Annotated in this window: 13 protein-coding genes, 1 pseudogene and 1 riboswitch; all 14 genes and pseudogenes read right to left on the bottom strand. The window is 38.3% G+C overall.

All coding sequences use genetic code 11. From position 1 onward, the window contains the following. Positions 1-628 precede the first annotated feature (628 nt). Positions 629-6,514, bottom strand: coding sequence for an OmpL47-type beta-barrel domain-containing protein (locus tag CUU64_RS18205; RefSeq protein WP_101635091.1), 5,886 nt, complete (start codon positions 6,512-6,514; stop codon positions 629-631). An 84-nt stretch (positions 6,515-6,598) separates the two neighbouring features. Next, positions 6,599-6,686, bottom strand: a riboswitch (cyclic di-GMP riboswitch). A gap of 225 nt (positions 6,687-6,911) precedes the next feature. Then, positions 6,912-7,442: a chromate transporter gene (locus CUU64_RS18210; protein ID WP_101635092.1), complete on the bottom strand. Its 531-nt coding sequence runs from the start codon at positions 7,440-7,442 to the stop codon at positions 6,912-6,914. Then, on the bottom strand, positions 7,439-8,005 hold the full coding sequence (locus CUU64_RS18215; RefSeq protein WP_101635094.1) for a chromate transporter: 567 nt from the start codon (positions 8,003-8,005) through the stop codon (positions 7,439-7,441). The genes CUU64_RS18210 and CUU64_RS18215 overlap by 4 nt, the downstream gene beginning before the upstream one ends. 627 nt (positions 8,006-8,632) lie before the next feature. Then, positions 8,633-9,190, bottom strand: coding sequence for a ribosome hibernation-promoting factor, HPF/YfiA family (gene hpf, locus CUU64_RS18220; RefSeq protein WP_101635095.1), 558 nt, complete (start codon positions 9,188-9,190; stop codon positions 8,633-8,635). A 196-nt stretch (positions 9,191-9,386) separates the two neighbouring features. Beyond that, positions 9,387-9,737 carry a flagellar protein FliT gene (gene fliT, locus CUU64_RS18225; protein WP_101635097.1) on the bottom strand — a complete coding sequence of 117 codons (351 nt, stop codon included), beginning with the start codon at positions 9,735-9,737 and terminating at the stop codon, positions 9,387-9,389. Beyond that, positions 9,737-10,138 (bottom strand): flagellar export chaperone FliS, encoded by a 402-nt coding sequence (gene fliS / locus CUU64_RS18230; RefSeq protein ID WP_101635098.1) that lies wholly within the window; start codon positions 10,136-10,138, stop codon positions 9,737-9,739. Before fliS (CUU64_RS18230) ends, fliT begins: the two co-directional genes overlap by 1 nt. Positions 10,139-10,233: 95 nt before the next feature. Continuing rightward, positions 10,234-11,817, bottom strand: coding sequence for a flagellar hook-associated protein 2 (locus CUU64_RS18235; RefSeq protein ID WP_101635099.1), 1,584 nt, complete (start codon positions 11,815-11,817; stop codon positions 10,234-10,236). 15 nt (positions 11,818-11,832) lie between these two features. Next, positions 11,833-12,195 carry a flagellar protein FlaG gene (flaG, locus tag CUU64_RS18240; RefSeq protein WP_257985586.1) on the bottom strand — a complete coding sequence of 121 codons (363 nt, stop codon included), beginning with the start codon at positions 12,193-12,195 and terminating at the stop codon, positions 11,833-11,835. Between the two features lie 117 nt (positions 12,196-12,312). Beyond that, on the bottom strand, positions 12,313-12,750 hold the full coding sequence (locus CUU64_RS18245) for a YaaR family protein (RefSeq protein ID WP_101635100.1): 438 nt from the start codon (positions 12,748-12,750) through the stop codon (positions 12,313-12,315). A 78-nt stretch (positions 12,751-12,828) separates the two neighbouring features. Beyond that, positions 12,829-13,653, bottom strand: a complete 825-nt coding sequence (locus tag CUU64_RS22780) for a flagellin (RefSeq protein ID WP_257985587.1) — start codon at positions 13,651-13,653, stop codon at positions 12,829-12,831. A gap of 39 nt (positions 13,654-13,692) precedes the next feature. Beyond that, on the bottom strand, positions 13,693-15,345 hold the full coding sequence (locus CUU64_RS18255) for a flagellin N-terminal helical domain-containing protein (RefSeq protein ID WP_101635102.1): 1,653 nt from the start codon (positions 15,343-15,345) through the stop codon (positions 13,693-13,695). A 25-nt stretch (positions 15,346-15,370) separates the two neighbouring features. Next, the gene (gene fliS, locus CUU64_RS18260) at positions 15,371-15,796 is read right to left on the bottom strand and encodes a flagellar export chaperone FliS (RefSeq protein WP_101635103.1); all 426 of its coding nucleotides are present in this window, start codon (positions 15,794-15,796) and stop codon (positions 15,371-15,373) included. 57 nt (positions 15,797-15,853) lie between these two features. Continuing rightward, a complete protein-coding gene (locus tag CUU64_RS18265) occupies positions 15,854-16,153 on the bottom strand; it encodes an EscU/YscU/HrcU family type III secretion system export apparatus switch protein (RefSeq protein WP_180954668.1) in 300 nt (99 codons plus the stop codon). Continuing rightward, positions 16,150-18,142 (bottom strand): annotated as a pseudogene (locus tag CUU64_RS22185) (MICOS complex subunit MIC60); the annotation flags it as partial. The pseudogene CUU64_RS22185 and the gene CUU64_RS18265, both read right to left, overlap by 4 nt.

Here is an 18,142-nt window from a genome sequence, read left to right on the forward strand (position 1 = left end):
AAAGTTTCCAAACGGTGTTAATTTTTCCAAGTTCAACTTCTTTCCAATTCTTCTATACTTATACCCTTTTTTCAGAATAAAACCCTTGAGTGGGGGTGATATTAAAAAAATTTTACAAACATTTAATTGGTAACGCACGTTGTAGAAGAATGGCTTCAATGATTCATAATATATGAATTCGATTTTCTTTAATAAAAATGCTAATTTACTTGAGTCTTGCAAAAAACTTGTCGTAAAGATTGTCTCGTTTTGTCGTTTGTTGAAAATCTCTTAAAATCAAGAATAACCTCCCTTTAATCGTGGAATTGGAAAGTTACCACACTCAACCAAATTTCCAGAAAAAAGGAGATGTCTAAAGTTATGGTAACTTTCTATTCAGCTATCGTCAAGTTCATTGTTTTTCTTGGTCTTTGCCTGTCAAAACCTCAGTTCAATCACTTCATTTTTCATGGGGAGTTCTGCATTAAAGGCAGCAAATAATCTATAACTTAGACAGCTTTCAGAGTAGAAAAAACGATGAGTTGGTTATTTATGAAGAATGTACATAAGTTTAATGAGCACTTTGTACCAGTAGAGCTGTCAAATGATGAATCCCTCTTCAATACGGAAGAGGGATTCATTCTTCATTTTACTTTTTTACTTGAACTGTTGTTTGTCCGATAACAACAATGTTACCAATTTTGCCACGAAACTCAACCGTAACTTCAGGATTTGTCCAGGTAAAATCAGATCGTTCAAATTTAAATTGTCCTTGTTTTGCCTGATTGTAGTATCCATTGTTGCTATTTAGTGCCTTAACACCATTTAGCGTTGCATGATCAAGTTCTAATTTTCCTCGGTATGCACTTGGTACATCAACACGAACTGTGAAAACTCCCTTGTTGCCATTAATAACCTTAGGGGTTACTTCAATAGTTGCAGGAATGTATACATTTAACTGTTTTTTAATTTCTGTTGTATTACCAGCAGCATCAGTCGCGGTGATCATAATATTATACAAACCCGGTTGGGTGAAAGTAATGGCACTGTCTTTTTGCATTACTTTACCAACTGTTTCATTTGGGTCTAAAACAAGCATTTCTTCATCTACCACACCGGACATATTATCTTTTGCAGAATACAATAATGGGATAGTATCTCCTAAGAGATAATATTCTTTTGTATCCATGGTAATAGACGGTGAAGTTTTATCGATTTTTACCTCGGAAGTTTTCACTTCTTCTTTGTTGCCTGCCTCATCCATTGAATAGTAAGCGATCTGGTTGACACCCTCTTTTTCTACTGTAAAAGATGTGCCTTCCTGATAATCTGAACCGTTCACAGAATAGAATGTCTGTGCTACACCACTATGTGTATCGTTTGCTGTCAATATTACCGTCACATCTTCTTTTGACCATTTTTGTGGCGCATTGGATTCTGTTTCAGGTACTGTTTTATCAATCTTTACTTCAGCTGTTTTGATATCTTCTTTATTGCCTACTTCATCTACTGAATAGTAAGAGATCTGGTTGACTCCCTCTTTTTCTACTGTAAAAGATGTACCTTCCTGATAATCTGAGCCGTTCACAGAATAAAATGTCTGTGCTACTCCGCTATGTGCATCTTTTGCTGTCAATGTGACTGTTACTTCTTCTTTTGACCAATTTTGTGGGGCATTAGATTCTGTTGAAGGTACTGTTTTATCAATCTTTACTTCAACTGTTTTCACTTCTTCTTTGTTGCCTACTTCATCGACTGAATAGTAAGTAATCTGATTGACTCCCTCTTTTTCTACTGTAAAAGATGTGCCTTCCTTATAATCTGAACCATTCACAGAATAGAATGTCTGTGCTACACCACTATGTGTATCGCTTGTTGTCAATGTTACTGGTACATCTTCTTTTGACCAATTTTGCGGGGCATTGGATTCTGTGTTAGGTACTGTTTTATCAATCTTTACTTGAGCAGTTTTTACATCTTCTTTGTTGCCCGCTTCATCTACTGAATAGTAAGAAACCTGGTTGATTCCCTCTTTTTCTACTGTAAAAGATGTGCCTTCCTGATAATCTGAACCATTCACAGAATAGAATGTCTGTGCTACTCCGCTATGTGTATCTTTTGCTGTCAATGTGACTGTTACTTCTTCTTTTGACCAATTTTGTGGGGCATTAGATTCAGTTGCAGGTGCTGTTTTATCAATCTTTACTTCAACAGTCTTTGCTTGCTCTTTGTTTCCAACTTTATCAACTGAATAGAAGGAAAGCTTGTTCACACCTTCTTCTTCAACGCTCACACTAGTTCCTTCAACAAATGGACTGCCATTCAAGGAATTATAAGTTTTATCCACGCCAACTTCGTTATCAGTCGCTTCTAACTTAATTTCTTGTGCTGCATTGGTCCATTCTTCTTTTGCATTTGATTTTGTTACAGGAGCTTCAGTGTCAATAATTAATTTAGCCAGCACCATGTTTGACGGATCTGACTCTCCGAACGAATTGCTATAAGAAGTTACGTAATACTCATGATTCGCATATGTTAAATTTTCAATTGTATAAGATAAATTGTTTACATTTTTCACTACAAGCACAGGTTTGCCGCCGATTATTTCATAGATATTATATCCATTGGCATAAGTAATAAAATTCCAGCTTATTCTTGCACTTGTTTCACTCAGTAATTGCAAGCTTGCAACCGGCGGCTGCATCTCAGGATAAACGATTTTTTCAGTGATAAGGTTTGAAGATGCAGATTCGCCAAATCGGGTATTATACGCTGCGACTTCAAATGAGTGTGTATCTTCAGTCAGGTTATATACTTTGTGTGTTAAAGCAGCACCTTTATAAATTAACTCTCTGTTATCATTTTTAATTTTATAAACGCGGTATTCGTTAGCCCAAGCTGTGGATTTCCACGATAGGGTCATGTTATTTGCATTAAAAACAGTACCCGTTACGACAGGCGACTGAACAACCGGCCATGTCATGGTGAATTTTAACTCACTTCCGCTTGGTGATTCACCAAAACGACTGCTAACGGAGTAAATTTCATATTTGTATTCACCTTCAGGCATGTTGGTAAATGAAACAGCAGTTCCTGTTACCGTTTTTTGCAGTTTCTTTTCGCCACCAACAATTTGGTAAATATTATATCCTGTAGCGTAGGTGGATGAAGCCCATCTCAACGTAATGTCATTTCCATTAGCAATGGCATATGTAGGATTTGCCGGCGCCTGCATAATTGGATGAATCAATTCAAAGCTTACTTTGCTTGCTTCCGGCGATTCCCCAAAGCGACTACTTACGGAATGCACTTCATAAGTATAGTCATCTTCCGACATATTCGGCAAAGCAAGGGATGTGCCAGTTTGCGTCCTAATTAACTCTTTTTCTCCATCAATAATTTGATACACTTTATATGACGTTGCATACGTCACTGGATTCCACTTTAATGTTAAATCATTACCATCGGCTATTGTATGGACTAGATTGCCAGGAGCCTGCATTACAGGGAATGTTAAATTAAAGCTTACGTTAGACCCTTCTGGTGACTCTCCATAACGATCGCTGAAGGAATGCACTTCATATTCATAATCGCCCTGTGGCAAATTGGAAAATACTGTAGATGATCCTGTTACGGTCGATTTCCAAACCTTTTCTCCATCAATAACCTGATAGATTTTGTAAGATTTTGCATAGGTTATGGGATCCCATTTTAACGTAACGTCGTTGCCGTTAGTGATGGTATGTATTAGATTAGCCGGTGCTCCCATAATAATGTTGTCCACTAGAACGGAAAGTTTACTTCCTTGTGGAGACTCACCAAACCGTGTGCTAACTGCACGGACGATATATGGGTGATTCCCAGCCATTACATTCGAAAGAGTTGTTGTCAATCCTGTGATTGTACTCTTTAGTACTTCCTCATCTCCAACTAATTCATAAACCTTATAGCTATTGGCATATTGAACAGCACTCCAAGTCAATACGATATCATTTCCATTTTGAATCTTATAACCAAGGTTGGCAGGATCCCCAATTATTGGGTGAACCAAAGGAATGTTCACTTCTGCTCCTTCTGGTGACTCTCCATAGAATGGTGAAATAGAATGGACTACATAGACAAGATCTCCAGCTGGCATATTAGCAAATGAAGCAGCTGTAGTTGTCACAGTCTTTTGGAAGACCTTTTCCCCATCAATCACTTGATAAATTTTATAACTGGTTGCATCCTGTGCTGCCGTCCATTTGAGATTAATATCATTTCCATTGGTGATAGTGAACGCCAAATTTTCAGGAGCTTGCATCGTTTGTCCATTTAATGTAACTTCGATTCGGGTGCCTTCGTTGGATTCCCCAAAACGGGCTGAATAAGAATGAATTTCATAAGTGTATTTTCCCGGAAGCATATTACTATAGTTGACCGTTTTTCCGGTCACTGTACTTTTTAAATTCTTTTGTCCATTGACAATCTGATAGACTTTGTAGCTTGTCGCATAATCTGCAGCTTCCCAGCTTAGACTGAATTCTGTGCCGCTTTTGATAGTCTGGATAACATTTACGGGAGCTTTCATTTCAGGAAATGATAGAGAGATAGCAACACGTTTGCCCTCTTTAGATTCACCAAAACGGGTGCTGTTTGCATATACCTCGTACTCATAATCCCTTTCCGGAAGATTGGCATATGTTACAGTTGTTCCAGTTACTGTACTTTTCAAAACTTTTTGTCCATTAGTAATTTGATAAATCTTATAATTATTGGCACTTTGAACAGACGTCCAAATTAAAACAATATCGTTTCCATTCTGAATGTTATACGCTACATTCGCAGGCGGATCCATAGCAACGGAGTCCACTTGAACGGATACCTGTTTCCCTTCCTTAGACTCTCCAAAACGAGTGCTGTAAGAGTAGACCTCAAAAATATGGTTTCCTCCCGAAAGGTTGGTGTAGGTTACTGTGGTTCCTGAAAGTGCACTTTTTAAAATTCTTTGTCCATCTACAACTTCATAGACTTTATAACTTGTAGCATAAGGAACCGTAGTCCAATTTAGGACAACATCGTTAATATTCTGGAGTGAGTATGTAACTTCCTCCGGTGCACTCATCGTAATCGAGTTAAGAGTCATGGAAATTTGGCTACCCTCTTGAGACTCACCAAAACGGGTGCTAGAAGAATGAACCAGGAACTGGTAGTCACCGGCCGTCATATTGGCATATGTTACAGTTGTTCCGGTAAGTGTACTCTTCAATACTTTTTGCCCATCCATGATTTGATAGACTTTGTACTCAGTTGCATTGGGGACTGTACCCCAGTTCAGGACGATGTCGTTGCCATTTTGAATTTTATATGTTGCTCCTTCGGGTGCAGCCATGGTTACGGCATCCACCTTAACAGGAACCTGACCGCCTTGTTCAGACTCCCCGAATCGGTCGCTGTATGAATGCACCTCATAAACGAAGTCTCCTGCTGCGTGGTTCTTGTATGTTACCGTTGTTCCTGTCAATGTACTTTTCAGCACTTTTTCTCCATCAACAATTTGATACACGTTGTAGCCAGTAGCATTTGGGACTGCACCCCATGTTAAAACTACATCAGTAAGATTTTGAAGTTTAAATGTTACATTACTTGGCGGCGCCATTGTTACCTGACTAACATTTACAGAAATTTCACTGCCTTCAGCTGAGTCACCGAAACGGCTGCTGGAAGAATAAATTTTATAAACATATTCCCCGGATGGCACATTAGTCAATTTAGCAGTTGTAGTGTTTACTGTACTTTTTAGTTCTTCTTGTCCATTAACAATCTGATAAACTTTATAGCCTGTTGCATAGTTCACCGCTTGCCACTTTAAGGTGACATCATTTCCATTTGCAATAGTGAAAGTCAAGTTTGATGGTTTCTCCATTTCTGGATGCACTACATCAACGACCAGACTTTCAGAAAGCGGAGATTGGCCATAAAGTGTGTTCACAGCGGAAACCGCATAAGTATATTTTCCTTCAGGTGCATCAACCACTGTATATGTACGGGCTGTTGATGTTGTTACCAGTGATTTTTCTCCATCAGAAGCAACTTTATAAAGATTGTATTTCTGTGCGTACTGTGACGCTGTCCAACTAAGAACTATATCGTTCCCATTCTGGATCGTATACGTCAAGGTTGGGGCTGCCAAATCAGGATAAGCGACCTCGATGTTAATCGGTGCGCATGGTCCTGATTCGTTTTCACCATTTAAAGTTGAAACAACATAGCTATATGTTCCTTCCGCAAGGTCATTTAAGCTGTAGCTAGCTGTCGTTGTACTACCCAGCTTGACTAGCTGCCCTTCCGTGATTTCATAAACAACATAACCTGTGGCTCCATAAACAGAACTCCAGGTCAATTTAACGTCCTCAGGTGCAGTTTTTTGAAAAGCAAAATTGCTCGGGGGTAAAATGCTGTTGTCAGTTGCTGCCCAAGCACTTCCAATTGGAACGATTAATTGATAGATAAGTATTGCAAAAATGAGAGTACTACTAATTATACGCCTTACCATGTTTCTCCACCTTTCATTTTGTGAAAAGGCCAAATAAATATGGACCCAAAAAACAAGGTCCATAGAAGAAAGACTATGTATCCTTGTGGCAACCGGCTACCATTCCACACAAAAGTGGGTTAGGCCCATGGCTTTGCGTCTCATAGTTTCCTATGATTTGCCCTTTTTCACTTGGTTTTTGTGACTTTATATCCATAATATAACATAAAATTAACGCGATAAAACGGGACTATATACCTAAAAAGAGAATAAAGACCTATATTGTAGAGGCGTAATGAATAATAATATTATTACAATAAGGATATTTCTATATCTATAGATTTAATAGATGTTGTACCCAATAGGCGCACAAAAAAATCTCCAGTCGTTGAAAATGACTGGAGATTTTTTGCAATTATTATCCGAGGAAAATCGCTCCGTACACAAGTGCCCCAGCTATTACATACGCAGGATGCACTTTCACCCGTTCCATTAGCACGTAACTTATGACACCAATGGCAACTGTCTGGATCCATCCCAGTCCTTCATAAGATGAGAAAAAGAAATCATATGTCATCATACCGAGAAGTACGGCAATCACCGGCCGAACCACAATGGTCATTCGCTTCACCCTCGGTGAATCCTTATAACGCATTAAAAGAGCAAGAAGGCCAAGCATCAGGATTAAGGAAGGTGCAACAGTCGCGAATACACCCATAAAAGCACCGAGGATACCTCCCTGTTCATACCCTATGTATCCTGCCATTTTGGTAGCAATAGGTCCTGGCAGCGTATTTCCCAACGCCAGCATTTCACTAAACTCGTTCACTGTGAGCCAGCCATATCGGTCCACTACCTCGTGTTCAATAAGTGGTATTGACGCAGGTCCTCCTCCATAACCAAGAATGCCTGGCACAAAAAATGCCCAGAAAATTTCTAAATAAATCATGGTGATAGATTCCCCTTTTTTTTAGCAGGAGAATTCTTTTTTAAAAGAGCCCCCAATAATAAAACAAAAATAATAATGGCTGGATGAATATGTATTGCTTCCATTAACACTAAAGCGATGACAACAAAGATAATTGTCCACACCCAGCCTAAACTGGATTGTGTTGATTTCTTAAAGAATTCCCAGGTCATGGTTAGAAGCATGACAGCAACAACAGGGACCACTCCCTTAGCCATGCCCTCAACCCAAGGCTGGTCTTTATAAGAATTCAAAACCGTCATTAACAAAACCATTAAGAAAATTGTCGGCACTATGGTCGCAAACAGCCCGTTTATAAGCCCCCAAAATCCACCAACCCGGTAGCCAATATAACCAGCTAGCTTGGTTGCAATGGGACCTGGCAAAGCATTGGCCAGGGCAAGTATATCACCGAATTCATCCGCTTCCATCCATTTATATCGGTCGACTACTTCGGTTTTAACCAATGGAATCGAAGAAGGCCCTCCCCCGTAGCCAAGCATTCCCGCCCGAAAGAATGCCATAAAAATGTCACGTTGCTTCAATTGGATTCAACCTCTCTATCAGTCTTCTAATATAAGAAAACAACCCTTTTGCCTGTCTATCTGTTTTCATCTATCTTACCACGCAGCATTGTATTCGTCAGTATCTGTCCGCCCTATCACCAAACCCAAACTTTACAGCCTAACGTCAGCAATTCGCACGCTGTCATTAAGAAATAACTAACGCAATTGTATTGTTAGACTTTTCTCGAAACTTTAATATAATCCTGCTTTTTTCTCATGAAATTGCAAAATAGGATTGTTATAGTAGAGTTGGAATATTTACCAATATTATCAGCCCCTTAATACAAACAGAAAGGAAAACCTATGTTCTATCCAACCTACCAACGTAAAAAAGACAACTCGGTACATATCGTCAAAGATCAGAACACATGCCAATGCGGACTCAAACACAACTCCTTTTATGAACTAAACAGACAAGACCTCCGGAATATCGTTTTCAAACCATTAGATGAAGTCACCTGCGAAACCTGCCTGGAAAGGCTTAAAGAAATGCAAGACTCTTAAAATGTAACTATTGAGATTAGGAGCATAGGAATCCCTGTAACAAGGGCAATATAAAACGCAGTTCTGTAGCAGAACTGCGTTCGCTGTTATTTTAGGGTATCCTTATTTAGTCTCAATCAACCCGTAACGGCCGTCTTTGCGACGGTACACCACGTTGGTTTCATTCGTCTCGGCATTTGTATAAACGAAGAAATTATGTCCGAGCATGTTCATTTGGAGGATCGCTTCCTCGCTGTCCATAGGTTTCAGTTCAAAGCTCTTACTGCGGACTAGTTCCAGTTCGCTATCTTCTTCATCCTCCACAGCTACAGTGCCGGTCTCCTCAACCGTTGAAAACATCGCAGCGGTATTACCCGTTGTTCGGAACTTGCGGTTTACTTTTGTTTTATGTTTACGGATTTGGCGCTCAAGCTTATCGACAATCAAATCAATGGCTGCATACATATCAGCATTAGCCTCTTCAGCCCGCAACACCAAATTCGTCATGGGTATCGTAACTTCCACTTTAGATGTGGTATTATTATTAACCTTTAAATTTACATGGGCATTCACATTTTCCGTATTACTAAAATATCGTTCCAATTTTCCGATTTTTCTCTCTACATACTCTCTAATTGCTGGAGTTACCTCGATGTTTTCACCACGAACGTTGTAATTCATAAACTGAGTCCTCCTTTAAATAAGGCTATGTTAAATATATTCTACGATACCCTTAACATTACCTTCACAAACCAGGAAAAAAATTTGTCGAAATGGTTAAGGAAGAGTCGGAAAACGGAAAATGATTTTATTGTTTTTCATTAAAACGATTCATGAAGAAATCTATGAAAGTATGGTTAGTAAAACAATACTACTTTCATTTTGATCTGTCATAAAAGATTCCATCTGTAACTAATGCCTGGTAGGGATCGGAATATTTTTGCTTAGTGACTTTTTTTTGTCGGATTTCCTTTAACCTTTCAACAATCTGACCTTTAATGAAAATAAGTTCTTCATTTAAAGCATTATCCATTCTGATTAGTTTTTTTCCCATTTCCCTTTCCTCTGAAGAAAACGGTGCGGCAATGTCATTTAACATCGCCGTCCTTTCTTCAAGTAAACTCTCTATTTCAGCTATCCCTTGGTCCCAATCTTCATCCTGATTAAAGTGTCGGACACGCTGAAGTAGGTGCGAAGTAGTTTCATAGTAAACCTTAAGCCGATTCATTATACAGAGTCGCTCCGGGAAAACTGCTTCTGGCGATTCATTTGGATAACCTGTTTCCAGAGATTGCGAAATTCAACTATGTATTCCTCTACCTCCGTTAATATTTCGCTGTCATTTTTAATGTTGGCCTCTATCAAACGGCGATTCAGATAATCATACATAATCATCATGTTATTTGCTACTTCAGTGTCCGTTTTTAATGTAACCATAAGCTCCTGCACTATATTTTGAGCTTTCTGGATGTTCGTATTGCGATTTTCAGTCGATTTATCTTCTATTGCTTTTTTAGCCTGAGAAATAAATTTTAAACAGCCATTATAAAGCATAAGAGTCAATTCACCCGGCGATGCGGTATTTACAGAATTTTGTTGATAAGTTTGATATGGATTTCCCATAGCCATAGATTTCACTTCCTTTTCTTCAGTTCACCGACAACATAATTATATGCTCTTAGTCGACAGCTCCGGCTAGTATTTAAAAAAGGTTAATAGACTGCTTATGCACCAGCAAATTGTTGCATCAAATAACTGCTCTGCTCATTTGATTTTTGGATCGCTTTCTCCATTGCGGTGAATTGGCGCCAATAACGGTCTTCAACCTTCTTTAGCTTATCCTCAAACCGATTTATTTGAGAATCAACATTATTTAAAAGCCTGCCAATTGCAAATTGATGGTTAGTTTTAGTTGCACTGCCTGCTTTTTCAGTAATACTCTCCATTGATTTTTCAATGGTATCGCGTAAACGGCGTGCAATTCCTCTTGATCCAGTATCCGTACTATCATTAGCAAACAATTGATATACCGCATTCGGGTCTTTTTCGATTGCTTCCTTTAATTTCGCTTCATTAATTTGAAGCTTTCCACCTTCAAGGTAGTTCTTAGTTGTAATTCCAATCTTAGATAATTGATCATAGCTATTATTGATATTATCATTATCCGTTCCTACCCTACCGTATAAATCTAGGCGCATGGTATTTATGGTGCGTGATAAAACCGAATCATTACGAAGCATACCGTTACGGGCTCTTTCCTCCCACATTTCGATTTGCTTTTCTGACATACCTTCTTTTTGTTTATCTGTAAGCGGGGTATAGTCCCGATAACGTTCTTCAATTAGTTCGTTATTTATCTTATCGATAGTTTCATTATATTTATCTACAAAGGATTTGATATTGTTAAAAATCTCCTCTACATCAGTTGCGGTAGAAATTGATACTGGCGTACCTGTAATGCCTTTAAGCGTATATTGGATACCGCTAATCGTAAAAGTGTTAGATGTTTGTTCCATTTCATAACCATTGATTTTCACTTTAGCATTGGATCCTGATTGATCCTTGGCTAATTCATATGCATCAGCCGCGTTATTGGGATCTGCAATTGTGTCAACATTCATTGCTCCTGGATCAGCGAATCCCAAATCGATTAAGAACGCTTTTGTTGTATCATCCGCTGCAGCAATAACACCATGTTCACCTGTTTTAGTTGCTGTAAAGATTATACGATTTTTGTAATCAGGACTCTCAGGAGTAGCCACATTAATCTTTGCTCGCATGGCAGAAACACCAAGACCGGAGCTGTTAAATTTCCCAAGAATAGTGTCTATAGACTCGTCTTTAGAAATTGAAATGGTTACATCGTTAAATTTGTCGCTGCCAGGATCTTTAACTTTAAACTTCAGTTGCTTATCTGCAGTAGCTGTAATTTTTCCATCAGTTCCTGTTTGAAAAGATGTACCGGTCAAATCACCAGCAGCTTTCCAAGTGGCAGGCTTAGCAAGATTCACTACTTCTATTTGATTGGATACATTTGACTGCGAACTGAGCGCAACTGCAGAAACTATATTTTCATTAGATGTTGTAACTTTCTTTACGTTAAATGACTTTTGTAAAAAAACTTTTTCAAAAATATTGTCATCAAGGCCTTTAAGCAATGTATTCATTGAACGATAGTCGTCACGTTGCCACGCTAAATATTGTTTTTTTTGTGTCAGTTTGTCCAAAGGCATCCGCTCAGCCTTCATTAAATCTCCTACAAGCGTATCAATGTCCATGCCGCTAGCTAATCCGCCTATACGCACCATATTTATATCACCAACCTAAATTCTTTTATCAACCATAATTCCAACAAACTCTGTCATGGCCGCATAAAAATCCAAGATTTTCTTTGATGGAATTTCCTTAATCGTTTCCTGGGTGGTATCATCAACGACTGTTACATAATATTCATTAAGCTTCTCATGGAATTCAAACTTTATTGAGGTATGTGAAGGTTGTAAAAACTTATTTAGACTGTCTACAACTTCTTCTATCTCTTGCTTCGAATATTCTTTGTTTTTAACTGCATTTGCATTGGCTGTAATTTCATTTGTTCCTTCTTTTTTTGTAATTATATTAGTTCCTTCTTGGTTAGCTGTTCTTGGCTGAGAGGAATGTACCGATGAAGATAAAGGCTCGAGCACATAGACTCCCCCTATAATTGTTGTTATTAATAATATCGGATGATTACAGCATACTTTTAGCTTGCCTAATGTCATACAATACATAAAACCACAGCACCTTTGCTGTGGCCACTTTACTCACGTATAAATATTAATTAGCAACCCTTTGATTTCTCCAACTAAATTAAGAATGTCCAGCCCCTTCTTTTCCTTGTTGATCACTTCATTAGTCAGATCAATTAGTTTTTTGTCTACTTCCTTAACTAGTTTATATATTTTGGAAGAACCCCGTTGGTTGAAGCCCCGTTGTTCCTGTAACTGCAAGCCATTCTTAATAGCTTCGTCCATAAAATCCTTAACAAGCTTTTTATATTTTCGAAGATTTTCAACCGTCTGATTTTCATGAAGCTTGGAGCCCTGAACTTCTATTTCTTTCATTTTTTTATTCAGACGGTCAAAAGTAACATCATTTCGTCGTTTATCCATGACGGAAGTAAAGGATATGGAATCTGTTGCGACTTCCTCTTTAAATTCCGTTTTAGACAATGTACTTTTGGAGATACGTTGTACTTCCATATACCATCACCTTTTTATATTTTGTTTTCCATTGGCTCAGAGAAAAAGGAGAGGTGGATACCTCTCCTTTATACCATATTATTTTAATAATTGTAACACACCTTGTGGAAGCTGGTTAGCTTGAGCCAACATCGCTTGAGCTGCTTGGTTTAGAATATTATTTTTCGTGAAATTGGTCATCTCTTGAGCCATATCCAAATCGCGAATGCGTGATTCTGAAGCAGTCAGGTTCTCATTCATGTATTTTAAATTGTCGACAGTGTATTCCAAGCGGTTTTGCAGGGCTCCCAGACGTGAACGTTCTTCAGAAACTCGCTGAATAGCATCATCTACGACTACAATGACAGCCTGTGCTTTTTCATTAGAACTAATATCCAAGGTATATTCTGTGATCTCATCAGAAACTCCGTTATTAGATCTTGCGTTTTCAGTAAACCATACTTTCTGCTGCTGCCCATTTAAAAGAGTAATAGTTTTTTCTCCGCCTGCATCACCAGAACTAATATTCAAAGCCTTAGCACGCATATCCTTAATTTCAAGTGATACCGTTTGACCTGCATTTGCACCGATTTGCATGGTGGCGGAATTATTAACTTCATCTCCGTTTTCAAGTTCAAATAAAGCACTATCAGCTACACTTGTATTTAAAGTAGTTTGGATACTTAAACCACTGATATCTAAACCTACCAGATCTCCCAGTTGGAAAGCTTTACTTTCTACTATATCATTATATGTTAGCCCATCATCGGAAGACTTTTTCAACACTGCCTGATAAGAATCAGCTGGAATAATATCATCAATAGTAAACGAAACTACACCTGCATCAATTGTGTTTCCAATATCAGTTGCATCAAAGGTGAATTTAATATTATTACCAAGATCAGTAACCCCAGAACTTGTCAATGTAACGGCATTGTTTAATAATGATCCATTCTTTTCAAGTTAAGCAGTAACAATACTTTCTCTAGCTACATCAAAACTTACCGTTGATTTATTAGCACTCCCAATTCCCATGCTTTGCAATGCAGCAGAATCTAAATCGATCTGAACACCATCACCTGCATTACCTATTTGGATATTAGTTAAATCTGTCACAGTAAGATTTGATATCGTATTACCTGTATAATCCTTAACATTCCAGGTGTCTTCATACTGAACTGTTACATCCTCAACATGTCCAAGAGTTAGGCGAGCAGGATCTAAAGCAAGTGAAAGATTACCTGTACTAAAGTTAAAGGCTGCACTTAGGTCTCCATCAACCACTCGCTGTTCTTCTGTTTCATTATTGTGAGTAGCAACAATTGTTTTTGAAACATTGAAGTTCAATGTTGATGTACTAATGGCGTCATTTCCATCAACAGTACCGTCGTGATTTACAGCAGCCCATAGCGCGTCAGTATCGATTTGCACATCAAGGTCACCAAGTTTAATTGTCTCTACACCAGCAGCTTGAGTGATTTCAAAATCGATTTGTGTATCAGGAACCAAATTTCCATTTGAATCTTTTAATCCAATTGTGTATGTTGCCTTAGTAGCTGTGTCATCCGTTAATTGAATATCAATGGAATAAGCCCCCATTGGATCAGCGAATACGGAAGGATCACTAACTGAAACATTTGTGATATACGTGTCGGATGCTCCTGAAGATACTTTAGCAACAGTTGTAAATGTGTAATCCCCTGCTTCCGCTGGGTTATTTGGATCAATTGTTACATTGCTAAGTGTAGCACCGTTCCCATCAACTGCGTTGTAGGCACGATTTTTTGTTACTTCGATATCATAAGTACCGTCAACTAAAGTAGAGTTCGGATCTATGGTAATTGGTTGGTTTCCATTCGCATTATTTAAGGCAGCTGCTGGATCACTTAAATTTTCCGCTACAGGTCCAACTGTTTTATCTAAAATGATTTTATAATCTCCCGCATCTAAATCGATGTCGTTATTTGTCCCTGGAATTAACGCATCAATTCCAACACTTCCAGATCCTCCTCCTGTTTTAATAACAGTTGCGGGATTAACATTCTGATATTTATTAGCTATTCCACCAGAGTTTTCAATTTCAATTTTGAAATTCCCATTGCTTACCAAAGAATTTTGATCAACTTTTAAATTAGATAGGTTATTCGTTAAAATGTCCGATCCAGTCTTTATATTTTTAGGCTCGCCAAGGATTTGCAGGTCACCATTTAATAATTTCTTTGTATTAAATTCCGTTGTATTACCGATACGGTTGATTTCGTTTGTTAATTGATTGATCTCTTTCTGAATTGCTTCACGATCAACAGCAGTGTTAGAATCATTTGCTGCTTGAACAGCCAATTCACGGACACGCTGTAGGATTGAGTGAGTAGATGAAAGAGCTCCTTCTGCTGTCTGGATAAAGGAAATGCCATCTAAAACATTTCGCTCTGCCATGCCAAGACCTCTGATCTGCGAACGCATTTTCTCAGAAATTGCAAGTCCTGCAGCATCATCGGCGGCACGGTTAATACGCAATCCTGAAGAAAGCTTTTCTAAGCTCTTTGATGTATTTGCATTATTTACTGATAAATTTCTATACGCATTTAATGCCGATATATTATGATTAATTCTCATGTTTTAAACTCCTCGTTAATTGATATTAATATTGTACTCTCATGATGCTCGCCTCATAGGCTGCCACTTTTTTATTGATCTTTGGTTTTACTGCGCTAGCATTTTGTTTAAGAGCTTCGTTCCATGCTTGCGAAAGTTGTTCCACTAGATTTAAAATACCAGTAATCTTATCAGTATCTTTTTTTACGTTTGCCACAATTAATTCGTTCGCCATAAAGTTATATAATGTATCTAACTGTTCAGCTATTGGACCAGCTTCATATTTAAGACCTACACCCAGTCGATGCAATATGTCGTTTGCTTTTTGCATTTTAACATTTGCTTCCACAAAGTTTTTCTTTTCAATAAAATCAATCGCCTCTTCAAGATTTTCCATAATCCCCTCATATAAAAAAGAAGTTAATTCTTGAGGCGTTTTGTTATATATGACATCTTGTGTCAGGGCCTCCATCGTGCACCTCCATCAACTAACTTGTCTACCATTATTATCGGACGTATATAAGATGTGTTAATAGATTTTTTCCAATTCTTCTAGCATAATTAAAATTTCAGCAATTGCTGCGTAGAGCTGCGGCGGGATTGACTCTCCTAAATCTATATCCAATAAATGATTGACCAAGGTTTCGTCTTCCTGCATCTGTATATTATTTTGTTTTGCTAATTCAATTATTTTTTGAGCAACTAGTCCGCTCCCTTGAGCGATAATCGTTGGAGCAGCATTTGCCCCGCCATCATACTTAATCACGGCAGCGGTTGGCCCATTCATCTGCTTGCGTTTCTTTTGATTAAAATGCAGCGAATTGATCATATGGAAAAATCATACCCTTTCTCAGTAAACGTAGGTGATAAAATGCTCTCATTTTGCTTTTCTGAAACTGCATTTATATTGGTTTCCTTATCCGCTGTTAGTGACCTAACACCAAGGGAGTTTAAGTTGTAACCAATCTCTTGAAAACGCTCTTTAGTCACTTCAGTTAATAATTCTACCTTTTCATCAAGATTATCTTTATTACTTCTAAATGTGATACTTAAGTTTCTATCGGATGCATTTAATAGTATTCCAATATCCCCTAACTTTTTAGTTTCGAGAACAAAATATAGACTGCAATTCTCCCAATCTATTTTTTCTCCTTCTTTTCTGGAGTTTATATAAATTTTCACATTTTCAATTTGCTGATGAATCATAACTGGCAGTTGAAAAAATAAATTCTGTGTACCTGACTGATCTTGCTTATTCAGAAGCTGCTGTCCTGTTATATTATTTACCGCTTGTTCTATTTGCTGACTTACATGAGGTTTGACCTCATCATTTTTCATCATTTTTAGCAAGGCTGCCTTTAGGTTCTCATTCTCCATAGACTGATCAAATTGTTCTTTTTGTGAAACCATAGAAAAAGCCGATTCATTTTCGTGAGTCAACCCTAGCCTACGAACTGACTCAAACAACTGTCTGCCGGAAGGTTCAACATCCGGGTATGGACGCACCGTTTGTTCAAAAAGATTTGAAATATGTTTGGCACCATCTTGTTGATCTATTCCATTTTTTTCGGAGACAAAATGTTTGATCTTTACATCAGAAGGCTTAAAAATGATGTTATCCAGAGTTTTTTTAACCTCTTTTACAAGCTTGTTCGCTTCTGATAAATCACCTTTCTCCAATAACCTTTTCGCCTCGTTTAGCTTTGAACTAACAGTTAATAATTTTTTTTCCGTAACCATATCTGTATATAAAAGGACATCACTTTTTAATATTGCACTATCAATTTTATGGATGGTCGAGTTTAAGACTTGTTTAATGTTTTCCTGAGGGAAAACTCTCTGATTCTCCATCATCCTTGATAGATTATCTAGATTCCTAGTAACATCACGTTTCATCTGTTTGAAGTCGATCGCCATTTGGGACAACTTTTTAGAAATTTCAGTGACAACAATGTTCGTTGAGTCTAACCTAAGTCCTTGGATCGCTTCATTAATAAGGTATTGGTCTGTTTCGGTGATTTTATTTTCACTATATTGCCTAAGTGGTGTCTCTTCAGCAAGCTTATTCAGCGCATTGGAAATTTCACGTCTTGCAGCTAGTTCTCTGCCTTGCTCGTTATATTGTTCGGCTTTGACATGCGCCGTTCTTAGCAAATCCATATCTTCTGCTTGAGAATTAGTGGACATAAAATTGCTTACTTTATCTAGAACCTTATTTAGTGATGGTTCTTTCTGAACATCTCTAAGTAAATTCTTAATTAAACTATGATTATTCTCACTAGAATCGTCAGAAACAGGATTGTCACTAGCCGAGTTATCTCGTGAAATATTTTTCGTTGTCTGAGCTATTTCTGGTGTACTCTCTCCTGTTTGTTGGTGTGGCATTCTTAGATTGTTAGTAGAGACTTTATTTTCACGGCCCGGCTCCACCAATTTTGAAATCTCTTGTACTTCCTCCAACTGAACTTCCTGTTCCACCTGGTTCAGGGCTTCCGTCAACTGTGTTTTGGCCTGGGCTGGACGGCCGATTTGTTGAAGCTGTGTCGCCTCACGAATCGCACGCTCGATTTTCTCTGCCGCCTGCTTCGGCATCTCCGGTGCCTTCATCGCTTCTTTTACCTGCTCAATAGCTTTCGATAGAACTGGTTCCTGACGAACAGTTTCTTTCACAGCCCGGATTGTTTCCGCAGCTTTTGCCACAGGGCGAGGTTCTTCTGCCTGTATCTCCTGTTCCACCTGGTTCAGGACTGCCGTTAACTGTGCCTTAGCCTCGGCTGGACGGCCCATTTGTTGAAGCTGTGTCGCCTGACGAATCGCA

The sequence above is a fragment of the Bacillus sp. V5-8f genome (assembly GCF_002863565.1).
Taxonomy (GTDB): Bacteria; Bacillota; Bacilli; order Bacillales; family DSM-1321; genus Peribacillus.

Bases quoted from the DNA above. Each gene is read 5' to 3' on its own strand.
- CUU64_RS18245 (WP_101635100.1), bottom strand. From the start codon at position 12,750: ATGGAAGTACAACGTATCTCCAAAAGTACATTGTCTAAAACGGAATTT.
- CUU64_RS18210 (WP_101635092.1), bottom strand. From the start codon at position 7,442: ATGATTTATTTAGAAATTTTCTGGGCATTTTTTGTGCCAGGCATTCTT.
- fliT (WP_101635097.1), bottom strand. From the start codon at position 9,737: ATGAATCGGCTTAAGGTTTACTATGAAACTACTTCGCACCTACTTCAG.
- fliS (WP_101635098.1), bottom strand. From the start codon at position 10,138: ATGGCTATGGGAAATCCATATCAAACTTATCAACAAAATTCTGTAAAT.
- hpf (WP_101635095.1), bottom strand. From the start codon at position 9,190: ATGAATTACAACGTTCGTGGTGAAAACATCGAGGTAACTCCAGCAATT.
- CUU64_RS18205 (WP_101635091.1), bottom strand. From the start codon at position 6,514: ATGGTAAGGCGTATAATTAGTAGTACTCTCATTTTTGCAATACTTATC.
- CUU64_RS18265 (WP_180954668.1), bottom strand. From the start codon at position 16,153: ATGATCAATTCGCTGCATTTTAATCAAAAGAAACGCAAGCAGATGAAT.
- CUU64_RS18235 (WP_101635099.1), bottom strand. From the start codon at position 11,817: ATGGTGCGTATAGGCGGATTAGCTAGCGGCATGGACATTGATACGCTT.
- CUU64_RS18255 (WP_101635102.1), bottom strand. From the start codon at position 15,345: ATGAGAATTAATCATAATATATCGGCATTAAATGCGTATAGAAATTTA.
- fliS (WP_101635103.1), bottom strand. From the start codon at position 15,796: ATGGAGGCCCTGACACAAGATGTCATATATAACAAAACGCCTCAAGAA.